Annotated in this window: 22 protein-coding genes and 1 pseudogene; 10 read left to right on the forward strand and 13 right to left on the reverse strand. The window is 74.3% G+C overall.

The genetic code is table 11. The annotated features are described in order from the left end of the window. Positions 1-129: 129 nt before the first annotated feature. On the reverse strand, positions 130-675 hold the full coding sequence (locus tag RM540_RS10340; RefSeq protein WP_311663778.1) for a hypothetical protein: 546 nt from the start codon (positions 673-675) through the stop codon (positions 130-132). 153 nt (positions 676-828) lie between these two features. Here RM540_RS10340 and RM540_RS10345 point away from each other — a divergent pair, with 153 nt between their 5' ends. The 4 genes from RM540_RS10345 (at position 829) to RM540_RS10360 (ending at position 5,783) form a co-directional block, all read left to right on the forward strand. Next, positions 829-1,974, forward strand: a complete 1,146-nt coding sequence (locus RM540_RS10345; protein WP_311663779.1) for a M23 family metallopeptidase — start codon at positions 829-831, stop codon at positions 1,972-1,974. A 466-nt stretch (positions 1,975-2,440) separates the two neighbouring features. Continuing rightward, a complete protein-coding gene (locus tag RM540_RS10350) occupies positions 2,441-4,807 on the forward strand; it encodes an acyl-CoA dehydrogenase family protein (protein ID WP_311663781.1) in 2,367 nt (788 codons plus the stop codon). Between the two features lie 127 nt (positions 4,808-4,934). Next, a complete protein-coding gene (locus RM540_RS10355) occupies positions 4,935-5,165 on the forward strand; it encodes a hypothetical protein (protein ID WP_311663782.1) in 231 nt (76 codons plus the stop codon). 45 nt (positions 5,166-5,210) lie between these two features. Next, positions 5,211-5,783 carry a hypothetical protein gene (locus RM540_RS10360; RefSeq protein ID WP_311663783.1) on the forward strand — a complete coding sequence of 191 codons (573 nt, stop codon included), beginning with the start codon at positions 5,211-5,213 and terminating at the stop codon, positions 5,781-5,783. A 78-nt stretch (positions 5,784-5,861) separates the two neighbouring features. Here the strand turns inward: RM540_RS10360 and RM540_RS10365 are convergent, their stop codons facing one another. From RM540_RS10365 to RM540_RS10395, 7 genes are all read right to left on the reverse strand, one after another. Then, on the reverse strand, positions 5,862-6,665 hold the full coding sequence (locus tag RM540_RS10365) for a DUF922 domain-containing protein (protein WP_311663784.1): 804 nt from the start codon (positions 6,663-6,665) through the stop codon (positions 5,862-5,864). A gap of 164 nt (positions 6,666-6,829) precedes the next feature. Continuing rightward, positions 6,830-8,044: an ABC transporter permease gene (locus tag RM540_RS10370; RefSeq protein WP_311663786.1), complete on the reverse strand. Its 1,215-nt coding sequence runs from the start codon at positions 8,042-8,044 to the stop codon at positions 6,830-6,832. Positions 8,045-8,189: 145 nt separating this feature from the next. Then, positions 8,190-9,413, reverse strand: coding sequence for an ABC transporter permease (locus RM540_RS10375; protein ID WP_311663788.1), 1,224 nt, complete (start codon positions 9,411-9,413; stop codon positions 8,190-8,192). A 234-nt stretch (positions 9,414-9,647) separates the two neighbouring features. Continuing rightward, positions 9,648-10,136, reverse strand: coding sequence for a GNAT family N-acetyltransferase (locus tag RM540_RS10380; RefSeq protein WP_311663790.1), 489 nt, complete (start codon positions 10,134-10,136; stop codon positions 9,648-9,650). A 150-nt stretch (positions 10,137-10,286) separates the two neighbouring features. Then, positions 10,287-10,700 (reverse strand): HEPN domain-containing protein, encoded by a 414-nt coding sequence (locus tag RM540_RS10385; RefSeq protein ID WP_311663792.1) that lies wholly within the window; start codon positions 10,698-10,700, stop codon positions 10,287-10,289. Then, positions 10,687-11,052, reverse strand: a complete 366-nt coding sequence (locus RM540_RS10390; RefSeq protein WP_311663793.1) for a nucleotidyltransferase domain-containing protein — start codon at positions 11,050-11,052, stop codon at positions 10,687-10,689. The genes RM540_RS10385 and RM540_RS10390 overlap by 14 nt, the downstream gene beginning before the upstream one ends. 80 nt (positions 11,053-11,132) lie before the next feature. After that, complete coding sequence (locus RM540_RS10395) at positions 11,133-13,259, reverse strand: ATP-dependent helicase (RefSeq protein ID WP_311663794.1); 2,127 nt, start codon at positions 13,257-13,259, stop codon at positions 11,133-11,135. Between the two features lie 115 nt (positions 13,260-13,374). Here RM540_RS10395 and RM540_RS10400 point away from each other — a divergent pair, with 115 nt between their 5' ends. Then, positions 13,375-14,136, forward strand: a complete 762-nt coding sequence (locus tag RM540_RS10400) for a peptidase associated/transthyretin-like domain-containing protein (protein ID WP_311663795.1) — start codon at positions 13,375-13,377, stop codon at positions 14,134-14,136. 7 nt (positions 14,137-14,143) lie between these two features. Here the strand turns inward: RM540_RS10400 and RM540_RS10405 are convergent, their stop codons facing one another. Further along, positions 14,144-14,338 (reverse strand): hypothetical protein, encoded by a 195-nt coding sequence (locus tag RM540_RS10405; protein ID WP_311663797.1) that lies wholly within the window; start codon positions 14,336-14,338, stop codon positions 14,144-14,146. A 229-nt stretch (positions 14,339-14,567) separates the two neighbouring features. Between RM540_RS10405 and RM540_RS10410 the strand changes: the two are divergent. The 3 genes and pseudogenes from RM540_RS10410 to RM540_RS10420 form a co-directional block, all read left to right on the forward strand. Beyond that, positions 14,568-15,341: pseudogene (locus RM540_RS10410) on the forward strand (ParA family protein); the annotation flags it as partial. A gap of 423 nt (positions 15,342-15,764) precedes the next feature. Further along, positions 15,765-16,709: a ParB/RepB/Spo0J family partition protein gene (locus tag RM540_RS10415; RefSeq protein WP_311663801.1), complete on the forward strand. Its 945-nt coding sequence runs from the start codon at positions 15,765-15,767 to the stop codon at positions 16,707-16,709. 64 nt (positions 16,710-16,773) lie between these two features. Then, positions 16,774-17,445 (forward strand): DUF5683 domain-containing protein, encoded by a 672-nt coding sequence (locus RM540_RS10420; protein WP_311663803.1) that lies wholly within the window; start codon positions 16,774-16,776, stop codon positions 17,443-17,445. Positions 17,446-17,522: 77 nt separating this feature from the next. Here the strand turns inward: RM540_RS10420 and RM540_RS10425 are convergent, their stop codons facing one another. After that, positions 17,523-19,604, reverse strand: coding sequence for an MFS transporter (locus RM540_RS10425; RefSeq protein WP_311663804.1), 2,082 nt, complete (start codon positions 19,602-19,604; stop codon positions 17,523-17,525). A gap of 160 nt (positions 19,605-19,764) precedes the next feature. Between RM540_RS10425 and RM540_RS10430 the strand changes: the two genes are divergently transcribed. Next, positions 19,765-20,871, forward strand: a complete 1,107-nt coding sequence (locus RM540_RS10430; protein ID WP_311663805.1) for a porin — start codon at positions 19,765-19,767, stop codon at positions 20,869-20,871. A gap of 36 nt (positions 20,872-20,907) precedes the next feature. Here the strand turns inward: RM540_RS10430 and RM540_RS10435 are convergent, their stop codons facing one another. Beyond that, a complete protein-coding gene (locus tag RM540_RS10435; RefSeq protein WP_311663807.1) occupies positions 20,908-22,506 on the reverse strand; it encodes a glycoside hydrolase family 10-like protein in 1,599 nt (532 codons plus the stop codon). 181 nt (positions 22,507-22,687) lie between these two features. On the opposite strand from RM540_RS10435, the gene RM540_RS10440 reads away from it, so the two are divergent. Beyond that, positions 22,688-23,635, forward strand: coding sequence for a DsbA family protein (locus RM540_RS10440; protein ID WP_311663809.1), 948 nt, complete (start codon positions 22,688-22,690; stop codon positions 23,633-23,635). A 37-nt stretch (positions 23,636-23,672) separates the two neighbouring features. On the opposite strand, the gene RM540_RS10445 is transcribed toward RM540_RS10440, so the two are convergent. Both RM540_RS10445 and icd read right to left on the reverse strand, forming a co-directional pair. Then, a complete protein-coding gene (locus RM540_RS10445; RefSeq protein WP_311663811.1) occupies positions 23,673-24,221 on the reverse strand; it encodes an outer membrane beta-barrel protein in 549 nt (182 codons plus the stop codon). A 153-nt stretch (positions 24,222-24,374) separates the two neighbouring features. Then, positions 24,375-25,631, reverse strand: coding sequence for an NADP-dependent isocitrate dehydrogenase (icd, locus tag RM540_RS10450; RefSeq protein WP_311663813.1), 1,257 nt, complete (start codon positions 25,629-25,631; stop codon positions 24,375-24,377). Positions 25,632-25,726 lie beyond the last annotated feature (95 nt).

A 25,726-nucleotide genomic window follows, 5' to 3' on the forward strand; every position in this document is an offset into this window, starting at 1 on the left:
TCCGCGGCGATCCCGCCCCGCCCGGTGGCGTGAGCGGGGCGGGGTGGGCACCTTGCTCTCCCGCTCTCCCGCTCTCCCGCTCTCCCGCTCTCCCGCTCTCCCGCTCTCCCGCTCTCCCGCTCTCCCGCTCTACCTGCTCGCTCCCGCCCCCCGCACCGAGAGCGGGGCGAAGTCCTGCGACGGGTACAGGCCGCCCCGCCCGTCCGGCACGTCGACGCGGATGAGCGGGTAGCCCGAGCGGATGTGGCACGCGTTGCACCCGACGGCCACGCGCGCGAGGGCGGGGCGGACGTCGCCGCCCTGCTCGGCGACGCGGACGAGGTCGGCCGCGCGCGGGAGCGCTACCTCGGCGGCGATCGCGCTCACGTCCTGGCCGTCGATCACGAACCCGCTCTCGACCACGAGGTGCGCGTTCTCCTCGATCTTCTGCGCGTAGAACGCGGCGAGCTCCGGGTTGCCGGCGTCGGCGGCGAGCGCGGCCTTTTCGAGGTAGCGCTGAAACAGGATCATGTGGCGGAGGAGGTCGCCCTCCTCGAACGCCGTGTTCCGCACGTAGTCCTCGGCCCGCTGCGCCGGCGTCTGCGTGTTCGGGGCGAACACGGTGAACATCGCCGTGAACACGGCGAACACAGCGAGCAGCAGGGCGGCCGAGGCGAGGATCGTAGCGCGGGACACAGGCGGGGCGGTGGGGGAGCGGACAACGGCGGCCGGCGTGCGCTGGTCCGCCGAATTCCACACGAATGGCTCGGTCCCGAGGGGCGCCCCGCCCCGCCCCGCGGAACGGCGAGCGGGGCGGGGCAGGTTGGAGCCGCTCCCTGCTCCGCGCTCATGCCCGTCCGCCCCGCCGCCCTGCTCGTCCTGCTCCTCGCGCTCGCCGCGTGCCAGAGCGACCGCGCGCCGCGGGAGGCGGCCGACCGCCCCGCCCACCGGACAGCGCTGAGCGGGGCGGGGGCCGACGAGGCGGGCGCCGACGCGGGCGGGGCGGGGGGGCTCGACCTCGCCCTGCCCACGTCGAACCGGGCGCTCCTCGACGGCCGCCCCGAGGACTTCTACATGGGCGTGAGCGTGACGATCGACAGCCTGCGGCCGGCGAAGTGGGAGGGCGGCCAGTACGGGTTCGTCCGCGACCCCGTGCCCACCGTGTTCGGGTTCAAGACGTTTCGGCGCGTCCACGAGGGCCTCGATATCCGGCCGACAGGGCGCGACGCCGAGGGCAACGCCGTCGACACCGTGCGCGCGATCGACGCCGGGCGCGTGGTCCACGTCAACACGGCGGGGTCGAGCTACGGGAACTACGTGGTCGTCGAGCACACCTGGAGCGGGAGCCCGGTCTACAGCCTCTACGCCCACCTCGCCGAGCCCTACGTGGCCGTCGGCGACGCGGTCGGGCGGGGCGGGACGCTGGGGAAGATGGGGTTCACAGGGCGCGGGCTCGGGCGGAGCCGCTCGCACGTCCACCTCGAGATCGCGCTCCTGCTCAACCGCCACTTCGACCGCTGGTTCGACCAGTACATCGGGACCACCAACCTGCAGGGCCTCTTTTTCGGGACCAACCTGGCGGGCGTGCCGCCGGCCGAGCTGTACGAGGCGCTCGCGCGGGACCCCGACCTCACGTTCCCCGAGTACGTCCGCGGCTTGGAGGAGGGCTACGTCGTGGACCTCCCGGGTGGGGCGCCGCTCGACCTCCTGAGCCGCTACCCGTGGCTCGGCCCGGACGCCGCCGCCACCCCGCCCGACTCGGTCGCCGCGTGGCGCGTCGCGTTCACGCAGGAGGGCGTCCCCATCCGCGTCGAGGTGGCCGACGAGTCAGTCCCGCGCCCGACGGTCGAGGGCGTGAGCCTGCGGATCTGGCTGGGCGACCGGAGCACGAACCGGATGCTCTACCGCCGCGGCGTGTCCTACGAGCCGGCTCGGCGCGGGTACAGCTACTTCGCGCTCCTGGCGACGACGGCCGAGGGGGCGCCGGCGTGGTGAGGGGTGGGAAAAGGGAAAAGGGAAAAGGGAAAAGGGAAAAGGGAAAAGGGAAAAGGGAAAAGGGAAAAGGGAAAAGGGAGCGCGCCGGCCGGTGGTGCCCGTTTTGTTCCGCCCCGCCCCGTTCACACCTGGGCGGGGCGGTGACAAGCGAAGCCGCCGTCGACTGAAGGCGCCGGCAGTCCCCCTCCTGGCCAGGAGGGGCTAGGGGTGGTTGTGACGAGGACGGGGCGGTTCGGCCTGGCACCGCCCCGCCCGATGCCGCCCGACGCCGCCCCGCCCGGACGGGCGACCGCCGGTCGCCCCTACGGTGCCCGCCCCGCCCATGCGCGTTTCGGGCGGGGTGGCGCATCTGCTGCCTGCTGCCCCCGGCGAACCCTGGGCGTCGTTTCAGAACGCCGTGAAACTTCGCGGCCCGGCATCTTTGCCCGCCCCGCCCGGGTAGGGACCGCACGCCTCCTCTGTCTCCATGCCCGACACGACCGCCCCGCTCGACTCCTCGACCGACCGCGAGCCCCTCGCCGACCTCCCCGGCGGCGTCGCCCCGGTCCTCCCGTTCCTCTATGTCGCCTGGGCCGACGGGATGCTGACGCCGGCCGAGATCGGCGTCGTCCGCGACCGGATCGCCGCGATGGACTGGCTGAGCGAGCGCGACCGCGCCCAGATCGCGGCGTGGCTGGACCCGTCCGCCCCGCCCGACGCCTCGACCTACTTCGGGTGGGTCCGCACGATGCGGCAGGCGGCGCGCCGGCTGCCGAGCGCCGAGGGCGCCGACCTCGCCGGGTTGGGCGAGGCGCTGGCCGGGCTCGCCGGGCAGGGCGATGGCGCGGGCATCCCGGCCGAGGCGCGGCGCGCGCTCGAAGAGTTGGAGGCCGAGATCGGCGTCGTCGGCGAGGAGGTCGTGCGCGACCTGCTCGAAGCGCCCGCCCCGCCCGAGGAGGAGCGCCGCGCGGCGCGGCCGGCGTTCAGCGTGGGCGCGCTCCAGTCGCTCCTCGACGCGCCGCACGCCGAGACGCGCGACCGCATCCGCGACCTCCTCTCCGACCCGTTTTTCGCCTACCCCGAGCCGGGGATCTCGAACGACGCCTACCGTACGCTCATCCTCCAGTGGGTCCAGCGGCTGGGCGAGGAGGGCATCGGCTCCCTCGCCTACCCCGAGTGGGCCGGCGGCACGGGCGACATCAGCCGCTTTATCGCCGCCTTCGAGACGCTCGCCACCCACGACCTCAGCCTCGTCGTCAAGTTCGGCGTCCAGTTCGGGCTGTGGGGCGGGTCGGTCCAGCAGCTCGGGAACGAGGAGCAGCGGCGCGAGCTGCTCCCGGCGATCGGGCGGGGCGAGTTGCTCGGCGCGTTCGCCATGTCCGAGCGCGGCCACGGCTCGAACGTCCGCGACCTCCAGACGACGGCTACGTTCGACCGCGAGGCGGACGAGTGGGTCATCGACACACCGACCGACCACGACCACAAAGAGTGGATCGGGAACGCGGCCCGCGACGGCCGCATGGCGACCGTCTTCGCCCAACTCGTCATCGACGGCGAGGGCCACGGCGTCCACGGCTTCCTCGTCCCGCTCCGCGACGAGGGCGGGGCGGTCATGCCCGGCATCCGCATCGAGGACTCGGGCCACAAGATGGGGCTCAACGGCGTCGACAACGGCCGCGTGTGGTTCTCGGACGTCCGCGTGCCGCGGACGGCGCTCCTCGGGCGCTACGCGTCGGTCAGCCCGGAGGGCGTGTATTCGAGCCCGATCCCGAGCGCCGGCAAGCGGTTTTTCGTCATGCTGGGGACGCTCGTCGGCGGGCGCATCGCGGTCGGGGCGGCGGCCAACAGCGCGGCCAAGGCCGGGCTCACGGTCGCCGTCCGCTACGGGGCGCGGCGGCGCCAGTTCGGGCCGGCCGGCGGGCCGGAGGTCGTCGTGCTGGACTACCTCAGCCACCAGCGCCGCCTGCTCCCGCTCGTGGCCACGAGCTACGGGCTGAACTTCGCGCTCCACGCGCTCGCCGAGGACTTCGCGGCGCTCGACGCCGACGCCGACACGCGCGAGGTCGAGGGGCGGGCGGCGGCGCTCAAGTCGATGGCCTCGTGGCACGCCACGCGCGCGCTCCAGGAGGCCCGCGAGGCGTGCGGCGGCGAGGGCTTCCGGTGGTCGGCCCGGATCGCCCACCGCAAGGCGGACTCCGACATCTTCACCACGTTCGAGGGCGACAACACGGTCCTCCAGCTCCAGGTCGCCAAGGGGCTCCTCGGCGGGTACCGCCAGGAGTTCGAGGACCTCAACGCGTGGGGCATGCTCCGCTACCTCCGCGAGCAGGCCGACGTGCGGCTCGGCGAGGTCAACCCGCTCGCGCGCCGGAACACGGACGAGGCGCACCTCCTGGACCCGGCGTGGCACCGGACGCTCTTCGAGCGCCGCGAGCGGACGCTCTTGGTTCAGGTGGCGGCCCGCCTCAAGGGGCGGATCGACCGCGGCGACGACTCGTTCGACGCCTTCGTCGAGGTCCAGGACCACCTGCTCACGCTGGCCCGCGCGAACGCCGAGCGCCTGGTCCTGGAGGCGTTCCAGGACGCCGTCGAGCGCGTGGAGGACGCGCAGCTCCAGAACACGCTCCGCCTCACGTGCGCGCTCTACGCGCTCGAACACGTCGAGCGCGACCGGGGCTGGTTCCTCGAGCAGAACCTGTTCGACGGGCCGGTCTCGAAGGCCATCCGCACCCAGGTCAACGCGCTGCTCGGCCGGCTCCGCCCCGTCGCCGTCGAGCTCGTCGACGCCTTCGGCATCCCGGACGAGCTCCTGGGCTCGGAGATCGGGGCGGGGCGGATGCCGCTCGACCCGTAGCCGCCCCCCCCTCGCCACGGGCGGACCCGGAAGGCGAAGCCCGAGCGCGGACCCAACGGACGGACCCAAAGGGCGGGGTGGTCCGCCACCCCGCCCACGTTTTCCGCCCCGCCCCCGGGGCCTGCTCATGCGCATCACTGACCTGGAATCCGGGACCGTCTACGCCGTCCGCACCCCGTTCCGCGACGACCGCGGGACGCTGGTCCTGGAAGGCGACCGGATGACGTACGAGCGCCACCGGGCGGTCCCGTTCGAGGGCGCCTTTGAGGTCGCGTTCCGCGAGGAGACGCTCGTGCTCCACGAGGACCGGCAAAAAGACGTGGTCGAGCACGCCGAGCGGTTTCTGCGGGAGGTGTAGGTGCCCGGGCGGGGCGGCGGTGCCCCGGCCATCTTCTTCTGACCGATGCGCCTGCCGCTCTGTCTCCTCATGCTCGCCGCCGGCTGCGCGCCGTCCGACGCCCCCGGTCCCGCCCCGCCCGGTCCGACCACGGCGGGCGGGGTGGAGGAGGCGCCGGCGGAGCCGAACCTGAACGCCGCGCTGAGGGAGGCACTGCTCGGGATCTACGGACCCGACAGCGGCGAGGTCCGCTACTTCTGGGGCGAGGTCGACCTCGACGGCGACGGCCAGCCCGAGGCCGTCGCGCACGTCGTCGGCCCCCTCGTCTGCGGGTCGGGCGGCTGCAACACGCTCGTGTTCACGCCGGGCGGCGGCGGCCTCTGGCGCGTCGCGGGCGTCTCCGTCAGCCGCCCGCCCGTGATCGCGGCGCAGACGGAGACGAACGGGTGGCGCGACCTCGCCGTCGGCGGGGGCGGGGCGGAGGGCGGCCGCGCGCTCCTGCCGTTCGACGGCGCGTCGTACCCCAGCAACCCGACCGTCGAGCCGGCCCAGCCCGCGGACGGGGCGGTCGACGGCACCGTCGTCATCGAGCCGTTCGACTCGTTCGCGGACGGCGAGCTTCTGCGGGAGGGAGGCTGAGGGGCGCCGACCGTGGTCGAGGTGGAGGCGTCTTGGGATCCCCGGTCGGCCGCCCCGCCCCGCCACCGGGCGGGGCGGTTACTGATCGAGCGGCCACGCGGCCCCCTCGGTCCGCCCGTGGTCGGTCTCCCGGTCGTAGCGCTCCTGCTCGGCGGCCGTCCGGTCGTAGGCCTCGCGGACGCGGCGTCGGCCCTCAGCGTCGGCCTCGGGGCACGTCGGGGCGTGGACGCTGGCGAACGCGTCGGCGAGCGCCTCGGCGCCGGCGACGGCCCGGTCGCGGTGGCCGTCCTCGTGGCGCCGCAGCGCGGCTGTGAACCGCGCCCAGTCGCGGCGGAGCGCGTAGTCGACGGGGCCGCCGGGGTCCCAGTCGGGGAGCGTCATCGTGAGGTCGAGGTCGACCTCGACGGCCTCCAGGCGGCACCCCGCCCCGCCCGCGACGGCCCGGAAGCGGACGACGACGTCGGACGCCGTCATCCCGAAGTAGGTCGTGCCGTGGTCGGTCGGCCCGCCGGCCCGCATCGAGCGGTGGACCTCGGCGACGGACCGCCCGCGGACGGCGTAGGGGCGGACGTCCAGGCGGGTCCGCAGCGTGGGCGGCGCCGGGGGCTCGCGCGGCGTCTCCGCCCCGCCCGACCCCGCAGCGGGCGGGGCGGGGCGGCCCGCGTAGGCGACGAGGGCGAGGGCGGCGACGAGGGCGAGCGGGCGCAGGGGCGGGGCGGCGCGTTCGCGGAGGTATCGGCCGCTCGCCCCGCGCCTCGTGCTCCGCGCCGGAGCGGAACGCCCCGGTTCCCACCCCGCCCGCTGTCGGCGGACCGGGCGGGGCGGCCCCGGGCGGTGGCGTCCAGAACCACCCCGCCCTCGGGGTCCGCCCGCCCTAGACACGACGAGTCGTGTCTCTACGAGTGCCGTTCATTGGCGGGGTGGCAGAGGGCGGGGCGGCCCGGTTGGGGCGGGGCGGCAGGGCACAGCGCTCCGCCTCCACCCCCGCTCTGCCCATTCCTAGTTCCCCTTTCCTATTTCCTGACGGCCCCGCCCCGCCCGCGGCGCTACTCCTGGCGGAGCGCCTCGATGGGGTGCAGCCGGGCCGCCTTGGTCGCCGGGTAGACGCCGAAGGCGAGGGCCACGGCCGTGACGCCGGCGAGCGCGCCGAGCGCCCACGCCCACGGGAACGCCGGCGACGAGTCCAGGACGGCCGCCGCCACGTTCCCGCCGAGCACGCCCAGCGCCACGCCGGTCAGCCCGCCGATCTGGCACAGGACGACGGCCTCGACCAGGAACTGCCGGCCGATGTCGCGGCGCGTAGCGCCGAGCGACTTCCGCACGCCGATCTCGCGCGTCCGCTCCGTCACGCTGACGAGCATGATGTTCATCACGCCCACGCCGGCGGCCAGGAGCGCGATAAGCCCGATGCCTACGCCGCCCGCGGTCAGCGCCGAGGCGAACCCGTCGAAGGTCTCGGCGGTCGCCTCGTTCGACGTCACCTCAAAGTCGTTCTCGGCCTCGGGCGGGAGCCGGCGGATGGCCCGCATCTGCCCAATCGTCTCGGCCCGGAGCCCGGGGACCGCCTCGGCGCTCCGCGCGCGGACGTCGATGTCGACGTCGGCCTCGTCGAGCCCGTAGGCCGCGATCAACCGCGTGATCGGGACGTAGACCCGGTTGTTCGCGCTGCCGCCGCCGAGCCCCTCGGCCTCCTCGCCCGCCACGCCGACGACCGTGTACCGCCGGCCGTCGATGCGGACCTCCTTGCCCACGGCCTCGACGCCCTCGAACAGGGTCCCGACGAGCGTCGCGCCCAAGACGGCCACCGATCGGGCCGAGCGGACGTCGTCGTCGGTGAGGAAGCGGCCCCGGGCCAGCGACTTCCCGTTGTTCTCGAGGTAGTCTCCGGTCGTCCCCATGAGGCCCACGCTGGGCTCCGTCGACTCGCCGCCGGCGCGGACCGTCGCCCCGCCCTGCCACAGCTTCGGGCTGACCGACGCCGCGAGCGTGAGGAGGTCGTCCAGGCGCTCGGCCTGCGCGTACGGGAGCGGCTGACCTTTCATCTGGCCCGTCATCGGGTCCCACTCCCGCTCGACGGTGATCGTGTTGGTGCCCAGCCCGACGAGGTTGTCCTTGAACGTGCCGTCCAAGACGCCGACGGCCGTGACCGACGCGATCACCGAGAACACGCCGATGGCCATGCCGACGAGCGTGAGCGCGCTCCGCAGCTTGTTCGCGCGGAGGGCCTGGAGGGCGAGGCGGAGGGTCTCGGCGAACGACACGGGCGGGGCGGGGTGGGTGACGAGTTACGGGTAAAGGGTGACGAGCCAATGCGGATGCGGGCGAGGCGGGAAGCTCTTGCTCGCCGCCCGCGACGGGGGGGGCGCTGGGGAGGCCACTCGCCCGTCACTCATAACTCGTCACCCATCACTCGTAGCGGAGGGCCTCGATGGGGCGGGACCGCGCGGCCTGCCACGCCGGGACGACGCCGGCCACGAGCCCGACGACGACGCAGAGCCCGAACGCGAGCGCGACCGTGCCGGCCGAGAGCTGGGCCGTAAACACCTGGTTGATCCCGAACGCCACGAGCGCCGCGATCGCGACGCCAATCACCCCGCCCACGAGGCACACGAGGACGGCCTCGACGAGGAACTGGATGAGGACCGACCGCCGCGTGGCCCCGAGCGCCTTGCGCACGCCGATCTCGCGCGTCCGCTCCTTGACGCTCACGAACATGATGTTGGTCACGCCGATCATGCCGACGAGCAGCGAGAGCGCCGTGAGGAAGATGCCGACGCCGTAGGTGGCGATTCGGATGGCCTGCACGAAGTCGCGGAGCACGTCCTGGCGGTTGATCGAGAAGTCGTCGTCTTCGAGCGCGTCGAGCCCGCGCGCCTGGCGCACGACGCCGACGAGCGCGTCCTGGACCTCGTCGACGCTCACGCCGTCGGCCGCGCGGACCTTGACCGAGAGGCCGGGGTTGCGGTCGAACACGCGGCGGTACGTGGGGAGCGGGAGGATGGCGTAGGAGTCCGTCGACTGACCGAAAAACGACGGCCGCGGCGCCAGCGTCCCGACGACCGTGAACGTGCGGCCCCCCATGCGGACCTCCTTCCCGATGGGGTCCTCGGACGGGAACAGGTCCTCGACCACGTCGGCGCCGAGCACGACGACGGCCCGCCCCGCCCGGCTCTCGGCGTCGGTGTAGAACCGGCCGGCCGCGAGGTCGACGCCGCCCGTGTCGGGGAACTCGGCCGTCGACGCCTCGAAGAACACCCCGTTAACGCGGTCCTGCCCGCGCTGGATGTCGGTGACCCCGCCCGCGACCGGGGCCACGGCCGCCACGCCCTCGGCGCGCGCGCGGATCACGTCGGCGACGTCCTCGTCGATGGGCGGCCGGTTCCGGTACTGCCACCAGTCGCCCTGGATGATCCACGGGGTCCGGTCGACGAAGAGGGCGTCGTCGCCGAAGAGCGAGAGGCTCCGGTTGAACGCGCCCTCGACCCCGTTGATGACCGTGAACATGGACGTCACGGACACGATGCCGATGACGATCCCGAGCGTGGTCAGGAGCGCCCGCGTCTTCCGCTCCCACAACGCGGACGCGGCGATGCGGACGCCCTCGACGATCTCAGTGTTAACGGCGGGCACAGTGGGCGGGGCGGGGTGGGAGCGGCCGGTCGGGGCGACCTACGGGCGGGGCGGGGCGGGGTTGCGGGACGAGCGAGGGGTGACGGTTATGAGTGATGAGCAAGAGGCGAGTCTCTCTACGCCGGTGCTCTCCCGCTCGTGCAGCCACCCCCGCCTCTCTAGGAGCCGCTCGCGAGGGCGGGGCGGTTGGCGGAGCGCGCCGCGGCTGAAAGGGACCGCCCCGCCCGTCACTCATCACCCGTCACTTTTCGCCCCCAGGTCCCGCTCGAAGCGGAGGCGGACGTCGCGGTAGGCCGCGTTGTAGCCAGCGGCGGCGACCGTGTAGCCGGCGGCCAGCCCGAGGACTGTCATGCCGGGGTGCTTGTTGGGGAACGTGTCGTAGGCGAACCGGGCGTAGCCCATGCCGCGCGCCTGGTCCTCCATGCGCACGAGGAGCGCCCGCGCGACGCCCGTGCGGCGCCAGCGGTCGAGGACGCCGCCCTTGGCGCTGTAGAAGGTGGTGGCCGTCTCGGCGTAGCCCACCTTGTAGCCCACGGCCCGGTCGCCGACCGACGCGAGGAGGAACGTGAGGTCGGTCCGGTCGAGCCGGTAGATCACGCGGCCCTCGCCGAAGACGGCCTCGTTGAGGTCGCGGACCTCGTCGAACCGGTCCATCCCCACGCGCTCGATGCGGAGTCCGGGCGGGCCGTCGGGGACGATGTCGGGGGCGAGGTCGATCTGCATGGCGGACCCGGGGAGGACGCGGCCGGCGGGGTACGGTACGGGCCGCCCCGCCCGCGGTCAAGGGCCGCCCGCCGGGTCCGCCCCGCCCGAGGCGGCGGGCGGGGCGGTCTGCCCCCGCCACCCCGCCCCGGCGGCGCGGGCGGGGTGGGGCTACGGCCGGCCGGCCACCTGCTCGGCCGCCCACTCCACGACGGCGCGGGCGTCGGCGACGGCCGCCTGCCACTCGGCCTCGTCCACGTCGCCGAGGTCGGCGGGGTAGCGCGTGATCACGGCGTACTGCGTGAGCGCCTGGGCGGCCTCGGCCGACAGAGGGGAGGCGCCGGCGCCGGCTCGCTCGGCGAGGTCGATCAGCAGGATCACATCGTGCGTCTGCGGCGGAGGGGCTCCGGTCCGTGCGAGGAGGACGGCCTTCAGCGCCTTCTCGGCGGCCTGCTGTGCATGAAAGCACAGGAGCTCGAGGTAGACGCCCGAGGGCGGGGCGGACTCCGCCAACAGGAGGTCGGCGTGGGCGTAGCCCAGCCACGACCTCGGGTCCGAGGAGTCGGAATGGCTAGAGGACGGCACGAGCGAGAAGAGGGGCAGCTTTCGCGTCGTAGAGCGTGCGGCCCGTCCGCAGGATCTCGCGGTAGACGAGCCCCGGGTTGTCGCCGTGCTGGGCGAGAACGGCGGGCGTGGTCACGAGCAGGTCAATGCCCACGCCCGGACGCGGGAGGCGCGCCCCGATCTCGACCATCGCCCGCCGGCGCGGCGTCCCGTCAGGCATCACCACCAGGAGGTCGACGTCGCTGTCGGGCCGGGCGGTCCCCGCCGCGCGGCTCCCGAACAGGACCACGCGGAGCGGGTCGAACTCGGCCACGATCTGCGCGACGAGCGGGCGGACGAGCGGGTCCTCGGCAGGGTCGGCGTGCGTGGACATGGGGGCGGGGCGGACCCAACGGGCGGACGCAAGGTGCGAACTCGCCACATGGTACGGGCCGCCCCGCCCGCATGCTCCGCTCAGCCGCCCCGCCCCGGCAGCGCGGGCGGGGGAGACTCGGGGAGCGCCGGCGCGTCGGCCGCCTCGGGCGGGGCGGCGTCCTCGACGAGCGACCACGGTTCGAGGAGCGCCTCGGGCACGCCCGACAGGAACCGGCTGGGCTCGGTCAGAAACTGGCCCGTGCCGCGCCGGTACTGCGCGAGCGGGTACGAGCAGTACAGCTCCGTCTCGGCGCGCGTGAGCGCCACGTAGAGCAGCCGCCGCTCCTCGTCCTCGCCGTCCTGGTCGCGGACGGCGTACTGCGACGGGAGCACGCCGTCGAGCGCGTGGAGCAGGAAGACGGTGTCGAACTCGAGCCCTTTCGCCGAGTGGATCGTCGAGAGCACGAGCGGCGCCTCGTCCTTCAGCGCGCCCTCGGCCGCCTCCTGCGACCAGTCGAGCGGGTCGAGCGCGAGCGACTCCAGGAGCGCCGTCCGCGAGCGGTGCTGCGCCGCGAGCGCTGCGACGGCGTCGAGGTCGGCCTCGCGCTGGGGCCAGTCGTCGGCGTAGACGCGCTCGAAGACCGGGCGGTAGTACGCGAGCACGCGCTCGACCTGGGCCTCGGGCGCGAGCGCGTCGCCGCCAGGGCGGGGTGGGGACCCGTCGCGGAGCGGCGTCAGCGCCTCGACCAGGCGCGCCACGTTCCGCGCGACGGCCGGCGACGGGACGATGTCGTCGGCCGAGCGGAGCGCGTGGACGGCCGCCCCGCCGGTTTGCGGTCCGCCCGCGTCCGCCGCCCCGCCCGTGGCGGTCGAGATCCAGTCGAGGAGCCGCGCCGCCGTCTGTGGGCCGACGCCCTCGACGAGCCGGAGCACCCGGTTCCAGGCGACCGCGTCGGCCGGGTTCTCGGCGACGCGGAGGTGGGCCACGACGTCCTTGACGTGGGCGGCCTCGGCCAGCTTCAGCCCGCCGTATTTCACGAACGGGACGCCGCGCCACGTGAGCTCCGCTTCGAGCGCGTACGAGCACCACCCCGACCGGAACAGGACGGCCTGCCGGTCGAGCGCCACCCCGCCCTCGCGCTTGTCGAGCACCACCTGCGCCACGAACCGGCTTTCCCAGTCGTCGTCCGGCGCCTGGACGAGGGCGGGGCGGTCGCCGCCCTCGCGGTCCGTGAACAGGCGCTTGTCGTACTTCTCGCGGGCGCCCGCCAGGACGTGGTTGGCGAAGTCCAGGATGGGCTGCGTCGAGCGGTAGTTGTGCTCCAGCTTCAGCACGCGCGCGCCGTTGTAGCGCTTGCCGAAGTCGAGGATGTGGCCTACGTCGGCCCCGCGGAAGCCGTAGATCGACTGCGCGTCGTCGCCGACGGCCGTCAGGTTGCCGTGGGCGGACTGGAGCTGCTCCACGAGGTCGGCCTGGAGCGCGTTCACGTCCTGGTACTCGTCGACGAGGACGTGCCGGCACCGCCCCGCGACGGCGCGGCGCGCGTCGTCGCTCTCGGTGAGGAGCCGGAGCGTGAGGGCGAGGAGGTCGTCGTAGTCGACCACGCCCGTCTGGCGCTTGGTCTCGGCGTAGGCCCGCTGGAGGTCGAGGAGCAGGTCGAGGTGGCCCGCGTACTGCGGGTAGTCTTCGGTGAGCACGTCGTCGAGCGCGATCCCGCGGTTCGTGGCCGCCGAGAACATGGCGAGCAGCGTCCGCTTTTTGGGGAACCGCGTGGGGAGCGTGTGGAGCCCCATCCGCGTCCGCGCGAGGTCGACCACGTCGGCGGCGTCGGCGGCATCGAGGACCCCGAACCGGCGCGGGTAGCCGATGGCCTCGGCGTGCACGCGCAGCGTCTCCAGGCAGAAGGCGTGGAACGTGCCGCCCCGCACCCGTTCGCAGCGGCCGTCGAGGAGCGCGCCGGCGCGCTCGATCATTTCGCGGGCGGCCCGGCGCGTGAACGTGAGGAGCGCGATCTGCTCCGGCTTCACGCCCGTCTCGACGAGGTAGGCCACGCGGTACGTGAGCGTCCGCGTCTTGCCGGTCCCGGCGCCGGCCACGATGAGCGTCGCCCCGCCCGGCGCCGTCGCCGCGGCGTGCTGCTGCGGGTCGAGCGCCTCGGCGTAGTCGATCTGGAGGGCCGCGGGCGGGGCGGGCGCCCGGGGCTGGAGGACGAAGCGGCGGGCCACGGGCGGGGCGGGGTGGTGGCGTGGAGTCTACGTCGCTTTGGCCTGGGGGCGGTCCGAAGCGCCTGGACCTGAAGCTGTCCCGCCCGTACCCTACGGCAATTCCGCGCCCGGCTTCATGACCCGCCCCGCCCTCCTCGCACTCGGCCTGCTTGTCGTCACGACGGCCGCGAGCGCCCAGGACACCACGCGCCTCCTCGTCACCGTCGTTGACGACTCGACGGGGGCCGTTGTCGCAGGCGCCATCGTCGGCCTCATGGGCGGGACGATCCAGGCGGTCTCGGGTGCCGATGGCCTCGCTCGGCTCGACCTGCCGCCCAACATCTACGTGGTCCACGTCAAGGCCGACGGCTACGACCCAATTACGTTCACAACTTCGGTGGACGGAGCGGAGGTGGCCGGAACCGCCGGGCTCCTGCCGGCGGCGCGGGCACTCGACGAAGTCGTCACGACGGCCGAGCGGCCCCGGCGCGACCTCGACCAGGTTGGGTTCTACACGCGCCGGGCCGAGGGGCGTGGAGCCTACCTCGATCGTGCGGAGCTCGACCTAAAGGGTCAGGGTCAGCTCGCCGCTGTCCTCATTGGGATGCCCGGCGTGAAGGTTCAACGGTGGAGCGAGCCGCCACTCGGGACGCGTCTCGTGGCTGTGTCGTCACGGGGCGGGATGGGGCCGGACGGGCTCCGCAGCGCAGCGCCGTGCCCTATGAGGATCTACCAGGACGGCGTTAAAATTGGAGATGACCAGGACTTCGATCTCACGCAGCACGAGACGGAGGGGCTCGCCGGCATTGAGGTCTACGCCGGCCCAGCGACGGTTCCGACCGAGTACCGGCAGTTCACGCCGTGTGGTGTGATCCTGCTGTGGACGCGGAGCGAGTAGGACCTCCCTAGCGGTCCCACGCCGCCTCGTCGCCCTCGTCGAAGTCGGCGAACGCTTCGGCGAGCCCGCCGAGCGCCTCGGCGGCCGTTTCGAGCACGGCTGCGAGCTGGTCGTCGTCGGTCTCGTGGACGCGGTCGCGGAGCGACGACTGGAGATCCAGGAGGTCCTGGTGCGAGCGGCGGGCGGTGTCGGCGAGCGGCATGGGCGGGGTTGGAGAGTGGGAGGGGGCTACCGGCCGCCCCGCCCGTTGGGTCCGCCCTGTGGGTCCGCTTGTTGGGTCCGCCCGTCAGTTTTTACTCCGCCCCGCTCGGGCGGGGCGGTCCCGGAGCGGTGGCGATGGGGGGCGGGGCGGCCTATATTCGGGCCGTCTCCCCCGCGCCCCTCAGGGCACTCGGCGCGGGCCGTCTCCCCCCACAGCGCCCCCCCCCGTCATGGGCAAGGTCATCGCGGTCGCGAATCAGAAAGGCGGGGTCGGGAAGACCACGACGGCCGTGAACCTGGCCGCCTCGCTGGCCGCCTCCGAGCACCCCACGCTCCTGCTCGACACGGACCCCCAGGCCAACGGGACGTCGTCGCTGGGCATCGAGAGCCGGACGGCGCCGTCGTCCGTGTACGACGTGCTCACCGGGAGCGTGGCCGTCGAGGACGCCACGCTCCATACGGAGATGCCGTTCCTCGACGTGGTCCCCAGCCACATCAACCTGGTCGGGGCCGAGATCGAGATGATCGACCTGTTCGAGCGCGAGCGGGTCTTGAAAAAGGCGCTCCAGCGCGCCCGGCGGACGTACGACTTTATCGTCATCGACTGCCCGCCGTCGCTGGGCCTGCTCACGCTCAACGCGCTGACCGCCGCCGACTCGGTCCTCATCCCGGTCCAGACCGAGTACTTCGCGCTCGAAGGCCTGGGCCAGCTCCTGAACACGATCAAGATCGTTCGGCAGCACCTGAACCCGGACCTCGAGATCGAGGGCGTGCTGCTGACCATGTTCGACGGGCGCCTGCGGCTCTCGAACCAAGTGGCCGCCGAGGTTCGCCGGTACTTCGGCGACCGCGTGTTCGAGGCCGTCGTGCAGCGGAACGTCCGCGTGTCGGAGGCGCCCAGCTTCGGCAAGCCGGTGCTCCTGTACGACGCGGTCTCGTCGGGGTCCAAAAACTACATGGCGCTCGCGGGCGAGGTCATCCGCAACAATCAGCGCTACCTCGAAGACGAGGCGGCCGGCGAGGCGTCGGACGGCGCCCCGCTCGACGCGCCGCCGGTCGTGGCCGAGCCCGCCCCGCCCCGCCCCGCGCCCTCGGGCGCCGCCCGCCCCGGCCCCGACGCGGGCGGGGTGGAGCCCCAGCCGCCGCCTAATCCGTCGCCGAGCGCGCCGCCGCCGCCCGCCTCGCCCCCGACGGTGTCGGCCCCGCCGCCGAGCGCCGCCCCGCCCTCGTCGCCGAGCGCGGCCGGGCGTGGCGACGGGTTCGGAGAGCCCAGCCGCGTCGTCCTCGCCTCGCGCGCGACGCCCGGCCGCCCGGGCCAGTGAGTCCGTCGGCCGGCGAGTCGGCGAGCGCCTCCGCTCGACCCGGCTCCGCCCGGCTGTAGCCTCGACCCACTGATCGACCGACCGATCTATCGACCCCCGAACACGATGGCCACCAAGAAAGCCGCCCTCGGCAAGGGCCTCAGCGCCCTCCTCCCGCAGCAGCCCTCGGAGCCCGGCGACGAGGGCGGAGCGGGCACGCGCCTCTACAACTTCGAGGAGCGCCGCCGGCTCGCCGGCCGCGTCGCCGACCTGGAGGTCGAGGCCATCCGGCCCAACCCGTACCAGCCGCGGAAGGACTTCGACGAGGACGCCCTCGACGAGCTCGCCGCCTCGGTCCGCCAGCTCGGCATCATCCAGCCGCTCACGGTCCGCGCCCTCGGCGACGGCCGCTACGAGCTGATCTCAGGCGAGCGCCGGCTCCGCGCGAGCCGCCGCGCCGGGCTCACGCGCGTGCCGTGCTACGTCCGCGAGGCGGACACGGAGGAGATGCTCGAGATGGCGATCGTCGAGAACGTCCAGCGCGAGGACCTCAACCCGGTCGAGGTGGCCCTGGGCTACCAGCGGCTGATGGAGGAGGTGGGGCTGACGCAGGAGCAGGTGGCCGAGAAAGTGGGCAAGAGCCGGCCGACGGTCGCCAACGCGCTCCGCCTGCTCCGGCTGCCGCCGCGCGTGCAGGCCTCGCTCCGTGAGGGGGCGCTCTCCTCGGGCCACGCCCGCTCGCTCGTCGGCGTCGAGGACCCCGACGCGCTGCTCGCCCTCCACCGCGCGACCCTCGACGAGGGCCTCTCGGTCCGCGAGGTCGAGCGCCGGGCGCGGGCGCTCCGCGAGGGCGCCGCGCCGGAAGACGCCGCCCCGCCCGCGCCGTCGGCCCCGGCCGCCGGGCTCCCCGACCGCGACCGGCTCCAGGTCGAGGCGATGGAGGCGAGGCTCCGCGACCGCGTCGCGTCGCAGGTCCGCATCCGCCACCGCGACGACGGCGGGACGATTGAGATCGCGTACTACTCGGTCGACGATCTGGAGCGCGTGGTCGACCGCCTGCTCGGGGACTAGCCGGCGCGGCGGCCCGTTCTGCGGAGACAGACCGGCGGGCTGCTGAACGCTGGGGAACGGAGACATGCGGACCGGAAGCCGACAGGCCGGCAAGGCCAACGGGCAGAGAGCTGCAGGCCACCGCCCCGCCCGGCGGGGCAGGGTGGCGTGCGGCCTCGTCGCCCTGGCCCTCTTTGCTGCCGCGGGCGGGGTGGAGGCGCAGGTCGTGGCCCCGCCCCCGGTAGACGCCCCGCCCGCCGATTCGGTCGCGGCCGACTCGCTGCCGTCGCCGCGCGGGGCGGTCCTCCGGGCGGTGGCCGTGCCGGGGTGGGGGCAGGTGTACGCGGGCCAGCCGCTGAAGGCGCCGTTCGCGGCGGCCGCCGTCGCGGGTGCCGTGGTGTACGCCGTCTCGCGGCAGCGGCAGTACCGTCGGTACGAGCGGGCAGCCCGCTACGCTGGCTGCGTCGACGAACCCGACCGGATCGACTTCGAGGAGAAGTGCTCGCCCGACATTCTGGAGTCGACGCGCGACGAGTGGGAGGCGCTCAACGAGCCCACGTTCGCGAGCGTGAAACCCATCCGCGACCGGGCGCGCGGGCAGCGCGACATCGCCGTTCTCGTCGTCGGCGTGGCGTACGCGGTCCAGGCGCTCGACGCCTACGTGGCGGCGCAGTTGGCCGGCTTCGACGTGAGCGAGGACCTCTCGGTGCGGCTCGCGCCTGAGCGGGGCGGCCTCGCCTTCCGCGTGCGGCTGTAGCGGGGGCGGGGCGGCCGGGCAGCGCGTGGGCAGGGCGGTGGCGCTCCACCCCGCCCGCGACGAGGGGGGCGGGGCGGTCAGGCCGCCCCGCCCGCGTCCTCCGGCTCCTTCTTCCCGAACGTCGGGTCCACCTTGATGCGCGCGACGACGAGGAAGCTGGGGAGCGTGGCGATGAGGACCCACGTGAAAAAGCTCTGGTAGCCCACGAGGTCCTCCAGCCAGCCCGAGATGAGGCCGGGGAGCATCATGCCGAGCGCCATAAGCCCGGTCCCGATCGCGTAGTGGGCCGTCTTGTGCTCGCCCTCGGAGATCCAGATGAGGACGAGGAGGAAGGCGGCGAACCCGAACCCGTACCCGAACTGCTCGATGGCGACCGCCCCGCTCACGACCCACAGGCTCTCCGGCCGGACGACCGCGAGCGCGAGGTAGACCGCGTTCGGGAGGTTGATGGCGAGGACCATCGGCCAGAGCCACCGGCCCAGCCCGTCGCGGGCGGCCACGATGCCGCCCAGGATGCCGCCGACCGTGAGCGCGGCGACCCCGACCGTGCCGTACACCAGCCCCACCTCGCCGGTCGTGAGCGCGAGCCCGCCGGCCTCGGCCGAGTCCAGCAGGAACGGCGTCACGAGCTTGACGACCTGGCCCTCGGCGAAGCGGTAGAGCAGCACGAACGCGACGGCGACCCCGATCTCGGGCTTCTCGAAGAACGACACGATCGTCTCGGCGAACGGGCTCCCCGAGAACGGGAGCGACCGGAACAGGCGCCCCCACGGCCCGGTCCAGCGCGGCGCGACGATCCCGGCCAGCGTCATCGGCACGAGGAGCACGACGAGCGTCGGGATGAACAGGGCGAGGAACGCGAGGTACTGCGCGATGCCCTCCGCCCCGCCCGAGCCCGCGGCTGCCGGGGCGTCCTGGGCGGGGCGGGGGAGGGCGACGGCGTGCCACGCCATGAGCGCCAGGAACACGCCGGCCAGCACGAAGAACGAGATCGACCACGCAAACGGGATGTTGCCGCTCGTGGCCCGGAACGTGGCCGCGGTCGGCCCGTCGAGCTTCGGGTCGGCCTGGACGACGGCGAGGAACGGGCGGTCCCAGTTGGCGGCCGTGAACGTGAACCGCTCGCCGCCTTCGACCAGGTGGAGGCTCTGGTCGCCGCCCGCGAGCCCGAGGTTGACGGCCACCTCCTCGCCCGGCGGCGGCGGGCCGGACAGGCGGAGCGCGACGACGGCGAGGTCGCCGGCCGTGGCGCTCGGGGGCGGGGCGTCCTCGCCGAACAGCCCGGCGATGGCTCGGCCGAGCGGGTCCGACACGCGGCGCGTCCACCACGACGGCCCGGCGTCGTCGGCCGGGCCGCCCGCGGCCGCCCCGCCCTCGGCGGCGTAGAACCCAGCCGCGGCGTTCGCGGCGCGCGCGCGGCGGAGAACGGCGCCGACCTCGGCCGTGTCGCGGGGCGCGATCCCCACGGAGAGGACCGGGGCCGAGGCCGTGAGAGCCAGGTCGCCGCGCGCGGCGCCCGCGGCCGCCGTCCGCTCCGTGGCCCCGAGCGGGAGCGCGTCGGGCGCGAGCGGGGCAGCCAGCTCGACCGCCCGGACCTCGACGTCGACGGCGCCCAGCCCGGTCGAGCTCTCGAGCGTGCCGGCCAGGAACGGGACGGCGCCGGAGACGGCGAAGATGGCGGCCCGGTAGAACGTGCTCCGGATGCCCACGTACCACGCCTGGTCGTGCTCGTCGAGGGCCAGCAGGTAAAACCCGTCGGCGGCGATGTCGTGCGTGGCCGACGAGAAGGCGAGGAGCCAGAAAAACGCGAGCGAGCCCTGCACCCACGCGTCAGTCGGCAGCGTGAGCGCGACGCCGGCGAGGCCCCCGCCGATCAGCACCTGCATCACCACGATCCACCACCGCTTCGTCTTCAGCACGTCGACGAGCGGGCTCCAGAACGGCTTGATCACCCACGGCAGGTAGAGCCAGCTCGTGTAGAGCGCGATGTCGGTGTTCGACATCCCCATCCGCTTGTACAGGATGACCGCCAGGGCCATGACGGCCATGTACGGGAGCCCCTCGGCAAAGTACAGCGAGGGCACCCACCGCCAGGGCGAGCGCGACGTGGGCGCGGCGTCGGAGGCGGTCGGGGGGGCGTCGGTGACGATCTCGGCCATCGAGGGCGGGGCGGTCGGGTGGGGGCGTCCGATGGTACGACAGCCGGCCCCGGCCGCCCCGGGGTCACACGCCGCCCCGCCCCCACACGCGGCCCGGACGGGGCGGCGAACCGGGCGGGACGGTCGGCCGTTTCGGGGGCCGCTCCCGCCGCTCCTACCTATGCTCCTCCGCCTCGCCCTCGCCGCCCTCGCCCTCGCGGTCTGCGCCCACCCCGCCCGCGCCCAGGAGGTGGCCGAGTCGCCGGACCTGGAGGGGAAGGGCGACCGGATCACGTTCGGCGGGCTCGTCCAGACCCAGTTCAACACGTCGGGCCAGGACGGCGCCGACGCGACCGAGCTCTCGCTCCGCCGCGTGCGCCTGTCGGCGAACGCGCGCGTGAGCCCGATTGTCAGCGGGCGGATCCAGGCCGAGCTGGCGAACGCGGCCACGGGCGGGGCGGCCGAGCTCAACGAGGCGTACGCGCTGTTCCAGTTCGACCCCGCGGTCGGCGTCCTGGTCGGGAAGGGGGGGCGGCCGTTCGGGATCATCGACGCGACGACGGCGGCCACGCTCACGCCCATCGAGCGGGGCGCCCGGTTCCGCGGCGCCGAGGCCGTCGAGCTGTACCGGACGCTGGAGGCGCTGGCGTACGCGGGCCGCTCGGTGGGCGTCCAGGTGCTCGGCGAGGCCGGCCCGGTCGTCTACGCGGCCGGCTACTTCCGCGGCGCGACGGGCGAGGAGGGGGGCGACGCCGACATCCGCCAGGTGGCCGCGCGCGTCCAGGTCCAGCCGGTCGCCGGCGTCAAGGTCGGGCTGGCGGCGACGAACCGGGCGTTCGCCCGCGACGCCCCGCCCGCCCTCGACGGCGGCCTCGGGGCCGACCCGTCCGGCGACACGCGGCGCGGGAGCGGGGTGGCGCTCGACGTCGAGATCGGCGACTACGGCCGGACCGGGTTCCACGCGCTCGGCGAGGTCGTGACGGGCACGCTCGACCCGTTCCGCGACCACGCGTTCCGCGGCGCCCAGGGCTGGCTGGCCTACCGCGTCGGAGGCCTGGCGGGGCGGACGGACAGCGTGCTCGTGGCCGTCGAGCCCCTGCTCCGCGTGAGCGCCGCCGACGCCGAGGGGCCGCTCGGCGAGTCCGACGGCGTGCTCCTCACGCCGGGCCTCAACCTGTACGCGGCCCGGAACACGCGGCTGGCCCTCAACCTCGACGTGTTCCTCCCGAGCGCCGACGACCGCGAGACGCTTGTCGCGTTCCGCGGCCAGGTCCAGATCGCGTTCTGAGGCCGCCCCGCCCGCGCATGGGCGGGGCGGCGGTTTTTAGGGGCGGGCCACGTCGACGCGCCGCGCCGGGCTCTCGACGCCCACGCGGCTCACGGCCGAGACGGCGACGGCCTCGGCGCCGGCCGGGAGCGCCATCGACTGCACCCCGCCCCCGACGACGCGCCACGACCACGCGCCCCGCGTCCGCGTGCGGACGACCCACTGCCACACGGGCTCGCTGCCCTCCTGCGCCCACACGGCCCGCCCGCCCTCGACGCGGACGGCGGGCGGGGCGGGCGGGGTGGCGCCCAGCCACGGCGAGGCCGGGACGAGCGCGGGCTCGGCGTACGGCCCCGTCCCCAGGTTGCGGCCCAGCGAGCTGTAGCGGTCGAGGAGCGCCTTCATCGAGAAGTGGACGGTGCCGGTCGCCTCGGCGTCGTCGCGGACGAGGCGGACCTGGCGGACGATCTGCTCGGGCTCGTAGCCGCCCACGTCCGGGAGCGTCCGGCTGTCGTAGAGGCCGGGCCAGAGGTGGCGGCCGCGGTCGTTCTGCTGGCCCCACCAGTCGAGGAGCGCGGGGAACGGCTGGCCCCGGCTCTCGATGGACCAGTAGAGCTGCGGCGCGAGGTAGTCCAGCCAGCCCTCGCGCAGCCACCGCCGGGCGTCGGCGTAGATCTCGGCGTACTGGTCGAACCCGCGGACGCCGGCGGGGTGGCCGGGCCGCCAGATCCCGAACGGGCTGATGCCCACCTTCACGTGGGGCTTCTCGGCCTTCACCTCGCGGTAGAGCCGCTCGACAAAGCGGTCGACGTTCTGGCGCCGCCAGTCGTCGCGGCCCAGCGTCTCGCCGGCGGCGACGGCGCGGGCATAGCTGGCATCGTCGGGGAACGACACGCGCCGGCCCCGCTTCTCGACCGGGTACGGGTAGAAGTAGTCGTCCAGGTGGACGCCGTCGACATCGTAGCGCTGGACCACGTCGAGGATCGTCCGCATCGAGTGGTCCGTCGCCTCGGGCTCGCCGGGGTCGAGCCATGTGTAGTCGCCGTAGGTGCGGACGAGGTCGGGGCGGAGGACCGAGACGTGCTGGCCGTCGCGGGGTCCGCGCTGCGTCGGGTGGCTCGCGCGGTACGGGTTGAACCAGGCGTGGAGCTCGAGCCCGCGCGCGTGGGCCTCGTCGACCGCGAACTGGAGCGGGTCGTACCACGGGCTCGGAGCCTGCCCCTGCCGCCCGGTGAGGACCTCGGACCACGGCTCGTAAGGCGAGAAGTACAAGGCGTCGGCGAAGGGGCGGACCTGGAACACGACGGCGTTGAGCCCGACCTCCACGGCCCGGTCGAGGAGCGACCGGAGCTCGGCCTGCTGCTGCGCCGTCGAGAGCCCGGACCGGCTCGGCCAGTCGATGTTGGCAACGGTCGCGATCCAGGCCGCTCGGAACTCGCGGGCCGGCCCGGGCAGCGCGGCCGCGTCGACCACCACCCCGCTCGGCCGGGCGGGCGCCTCGGGCGGGGCGGCCGGCGGCGAGGGCGCTTCGGGCGGTCGCTCGGCGACGGGCGGGGCGGGCGCGGCCGGCGGCGTCGGCGGCGTGAGCGGCGGCGCCCCGCACGCGGCGACGGCGACGGCGAGCGCGAGGACGAGCGGGGCGGGGCGGAGCGTCACGGCGGGAACGGAGGGAGGGGCCGTGAGACTACGCCCGAACGGGGCGCCCCCGCCGGCCTCCCCGCCCGCTCCGTCGCCGCGGGTTCATCTGTTCGGACGTCCGGTTCGGGCGGGGCGGGCATGGTTCTGGCGGTACGTTCGTTCGGTCCGCTTCGCCCCGCCCCCGCCGCCCCGCCCGCCCGTGCGCCTCCCGCTGTTCGCCGCCGTCCTCCTCACCGCCGCCGGCTGCGCGCCGACCGACGCCCCCGCCCAAACGCCCGCCGAGGGCGACGTGGGCGAGGAGCTGACGCAAGAAGAAGAAGCCCGCGTGCTCGACAACCTCCGCGTCGAGATCCCCGAGCTCGCCACCCTGCCCCTCGACCTCGGCCCGCTCGCCGCGAGCGGGGCGGACGGCGTCCGCCTCGGCACGCTGACCGTCGACGGCCGGCAGACCGTCCCGGTCCTCCTGTCCGACGACGGCGCGCGCTTGTTCCTGCTCGCCGGCCCGCCCCTCGACGTGGGCCGCGACGAGGCCGCCCTCGCGTCGGTCCGCGCCGACCTCGCGGCGGCCGAGGCGCAGGCCGACAGCCTCCGCCGGTCGCTGCTCGCCCCGCTCGTCGCCGGCCGCCCCGCCCTCGGGGCCGCGAGCGCGCCGGTGACAGTCATCGAGTTTACCGACCTCCAGTGCCCGTACTGCGCCCGCGGCGCGGCGACCGTCGAGGAGGTCCTGGACGAACGCCCGGACGACGTCCGCGTGGTCTCGCTCCCGTTCCCGCTCGGGTTCCACGACTGGGCGCGGCCCGCGGCCATCGCGTCGGAGTGCCTGGCCGACCAGCCCGACGTCTACTGGGCCGTCCGCGACGACCTGTTCGAGAACCAGGACGCGGTGACGACGGCCAACGTCCTCGACCGGATCGCGGCCGTCGCCGCCGCGGGCGGGGCGGACCCGTCGTGGCGGGCGTGCGCGACCGACGCGTCCTCGCCGGCCCACCAGGCGGCGGCGGCGACCGTCGACCAGTCCGTCGCGGCGGCCGAGCAGCTCGGCGTGACCGGCACGCCGGCCTACTTCGTCAACGGCACCCTGATTTCGGGCGCCCGCCCGCTCGCCGACTTCCTCCAGGCCGTCGACGCGGCGCGCGACGACGCCTGAGCGCGACCGCCCCGCCCGATGTGGGCGGGGCGGGCCGCTAGAAGCGGTAGCCCAGCCCGGCCGTGATCTCGGCGAACGTGCCGCCGAAAACGTCCGGCCCGCCCAAGCTCGCGGTCCCGCGCAGGCGGCCGGACGTGCGGACGAGGACGCGGTCGGTGACGGCGGCGTCGAGCCCCAGCGACAGCACGATGGCGCCGTCGAACTCGGGGTCGAAGTCCCCTGAGGTCGTGGACCCGCCGGGGTACGTGATCTGGAACGGCCCCGGGTCGCTCAGCGGGACGAACGCGCCGAACCCGAGCCCGACGAACGGCCGGAACCGCGTGCCCAGCGGGAGGCCGGCCTGAAACTCGACGTTGGGGAGCAGGTAGCTCACGTCGCCGAACTGCTGGGCGGTCCGCGAGAACCCGACACCGCCCTCGACGGCGAGCACGCGCGTGATCGGCCGGTGGGCGCGGACGTCGGCCACGAACGCGCTCCCGGTGCCGGACAGGTCGAAGGCCGCCCCGCCCGCCTGGACGGAGACGACGGTTTGAGCGGCGGCGGGGGCGCCCGCGAAGAGGGCGGCGAGGAGGAGGACTCGGGTCATCGCGGGGGCGGGGTGGAAGGCGGCGATACGGAGTCAGCCGGCGCCATGCCCTGTTTGGTCACGGGCGCAGGAAAAAAACCGCCCCGCCCCCGGCGAGCGGGGCGGGGCGGTCGGGGAGCGGGCCACCCCGCCCATGCGGGCGGGGCGGAGGCTTTACAGGTTCTCGATCAGCGCGTCGGCGAACTCGCTCGTCTTGAGCTTCGTGGCGCCCGTCATCTGGCGGTGGAAGTCGTACGTCACCCGCTTCGACTGGATCGTCGCCTCCATCGCGCGCAGGATGGCGTCGGCCGCCTCGGTCCAGCCCATGTAGCGGAACATCATCTCGCCGGAGAGGATGACGCTCGACGGGTTCACCTTGTCCTGGCCGGCGTACTTCGGCGCCGTCCCGTGCGTGGCCTCGAAGAGCGCGACGCCCGTGTTGTAGTTGATGTTGGCGCCGGGCGCGATGCCGATGCCGCCGACCTCGGCCGCGAGCGCGTCCGAGACGTAGTCGCCGTTGAGGTTGAGCGTCGCGATCACGCCGTACTCGTCGGGCCGCGTGAGGATCTGCTGGAGGAAGGCGTCGGCGATCACGTCCTTGACCGTCACCGTCACGCCGTCCTTCGTGAACTGGCGCCACGGGCCGCCGTCGAGCTTTTCGGCCCCGTACTCGCGGTCGGCCAGCTCGTAGCCCCAGTCGCGGAAGGCGCCCTCGGTGAACTTCATGATGTTCCCCTTGTGGACGAGCGTGACCGAGTCGCGGCCCTCGGCGACGGCGTAGTCGAACGCGGCGCGGACGAGCCGCTCGGTCCCCTCCTTCGACACCGGCTTGATCCCGAACCCGGCCGTGTCCGGGAAGCGGACGTTCTGGAAGCGGTCGGGGAAGTTCTCCTTCAGGAGCGCCTTGAACCGCTCGGCGTCGTCGGACCCGTCCTCGAACTCGATGCCGGCGTAGATGTCCTCGGTGTTCTCGCGGAAGATGACCATGTCCACCTTCTCGGGCTCCTTCACCGGCGACGGCACGCCTGCGAAGTACTGCACGGGGCGGACGCAGGCGTAGAGGTCGAGCTTCTGCCGGAGCGCCACGTTGAGCGACCGGATGCCGCCGCCGACGGGCGTCGTGAGCGGCCCCTTGATCGAGACGAGGTACTCGCGCATGGCCTGTAGCGTGTCCTCGGGCAGCCACTCGCCCGTCTGGTCGTGGGCCTTCTCGCCGGCCAGGACTTCGAACCACACGATCTCGCGGTCGTCTCCGTAGGCGCTCGCCACGGCCGCGTCGAACACGCGCGAGGCGGCGGCCCAGATGTCCGGCCCGATCCCGTCGCCCTCGATGTACGGGATGACGGGGCGGTCGGGCACGCGGAGGCCGTCGGCGGTCTGGGTGATCGTCTCGCCGGAGGTCGGGGGCTGGAGGTGGTCGTACGTGGCCATCGGGGCGGGGTGGGGGAGGGTGATACGGGCGGGGTGGACGGCCGGCGGCGGTGTCGAGATCCGGCGCCGAGAGGTTGGGGGTTGTTGGGTTCGGG

The sequence above is a fragment of the Rubrivirga litoralis genome (genome assembly GCF_031846415.1).
Lineage (GTDB): Bacteria > Bacteroidota > Rhodothermia > Rhodothermales > Rubricoccaceae > Rubrivirga > Rubrivirga litoralis.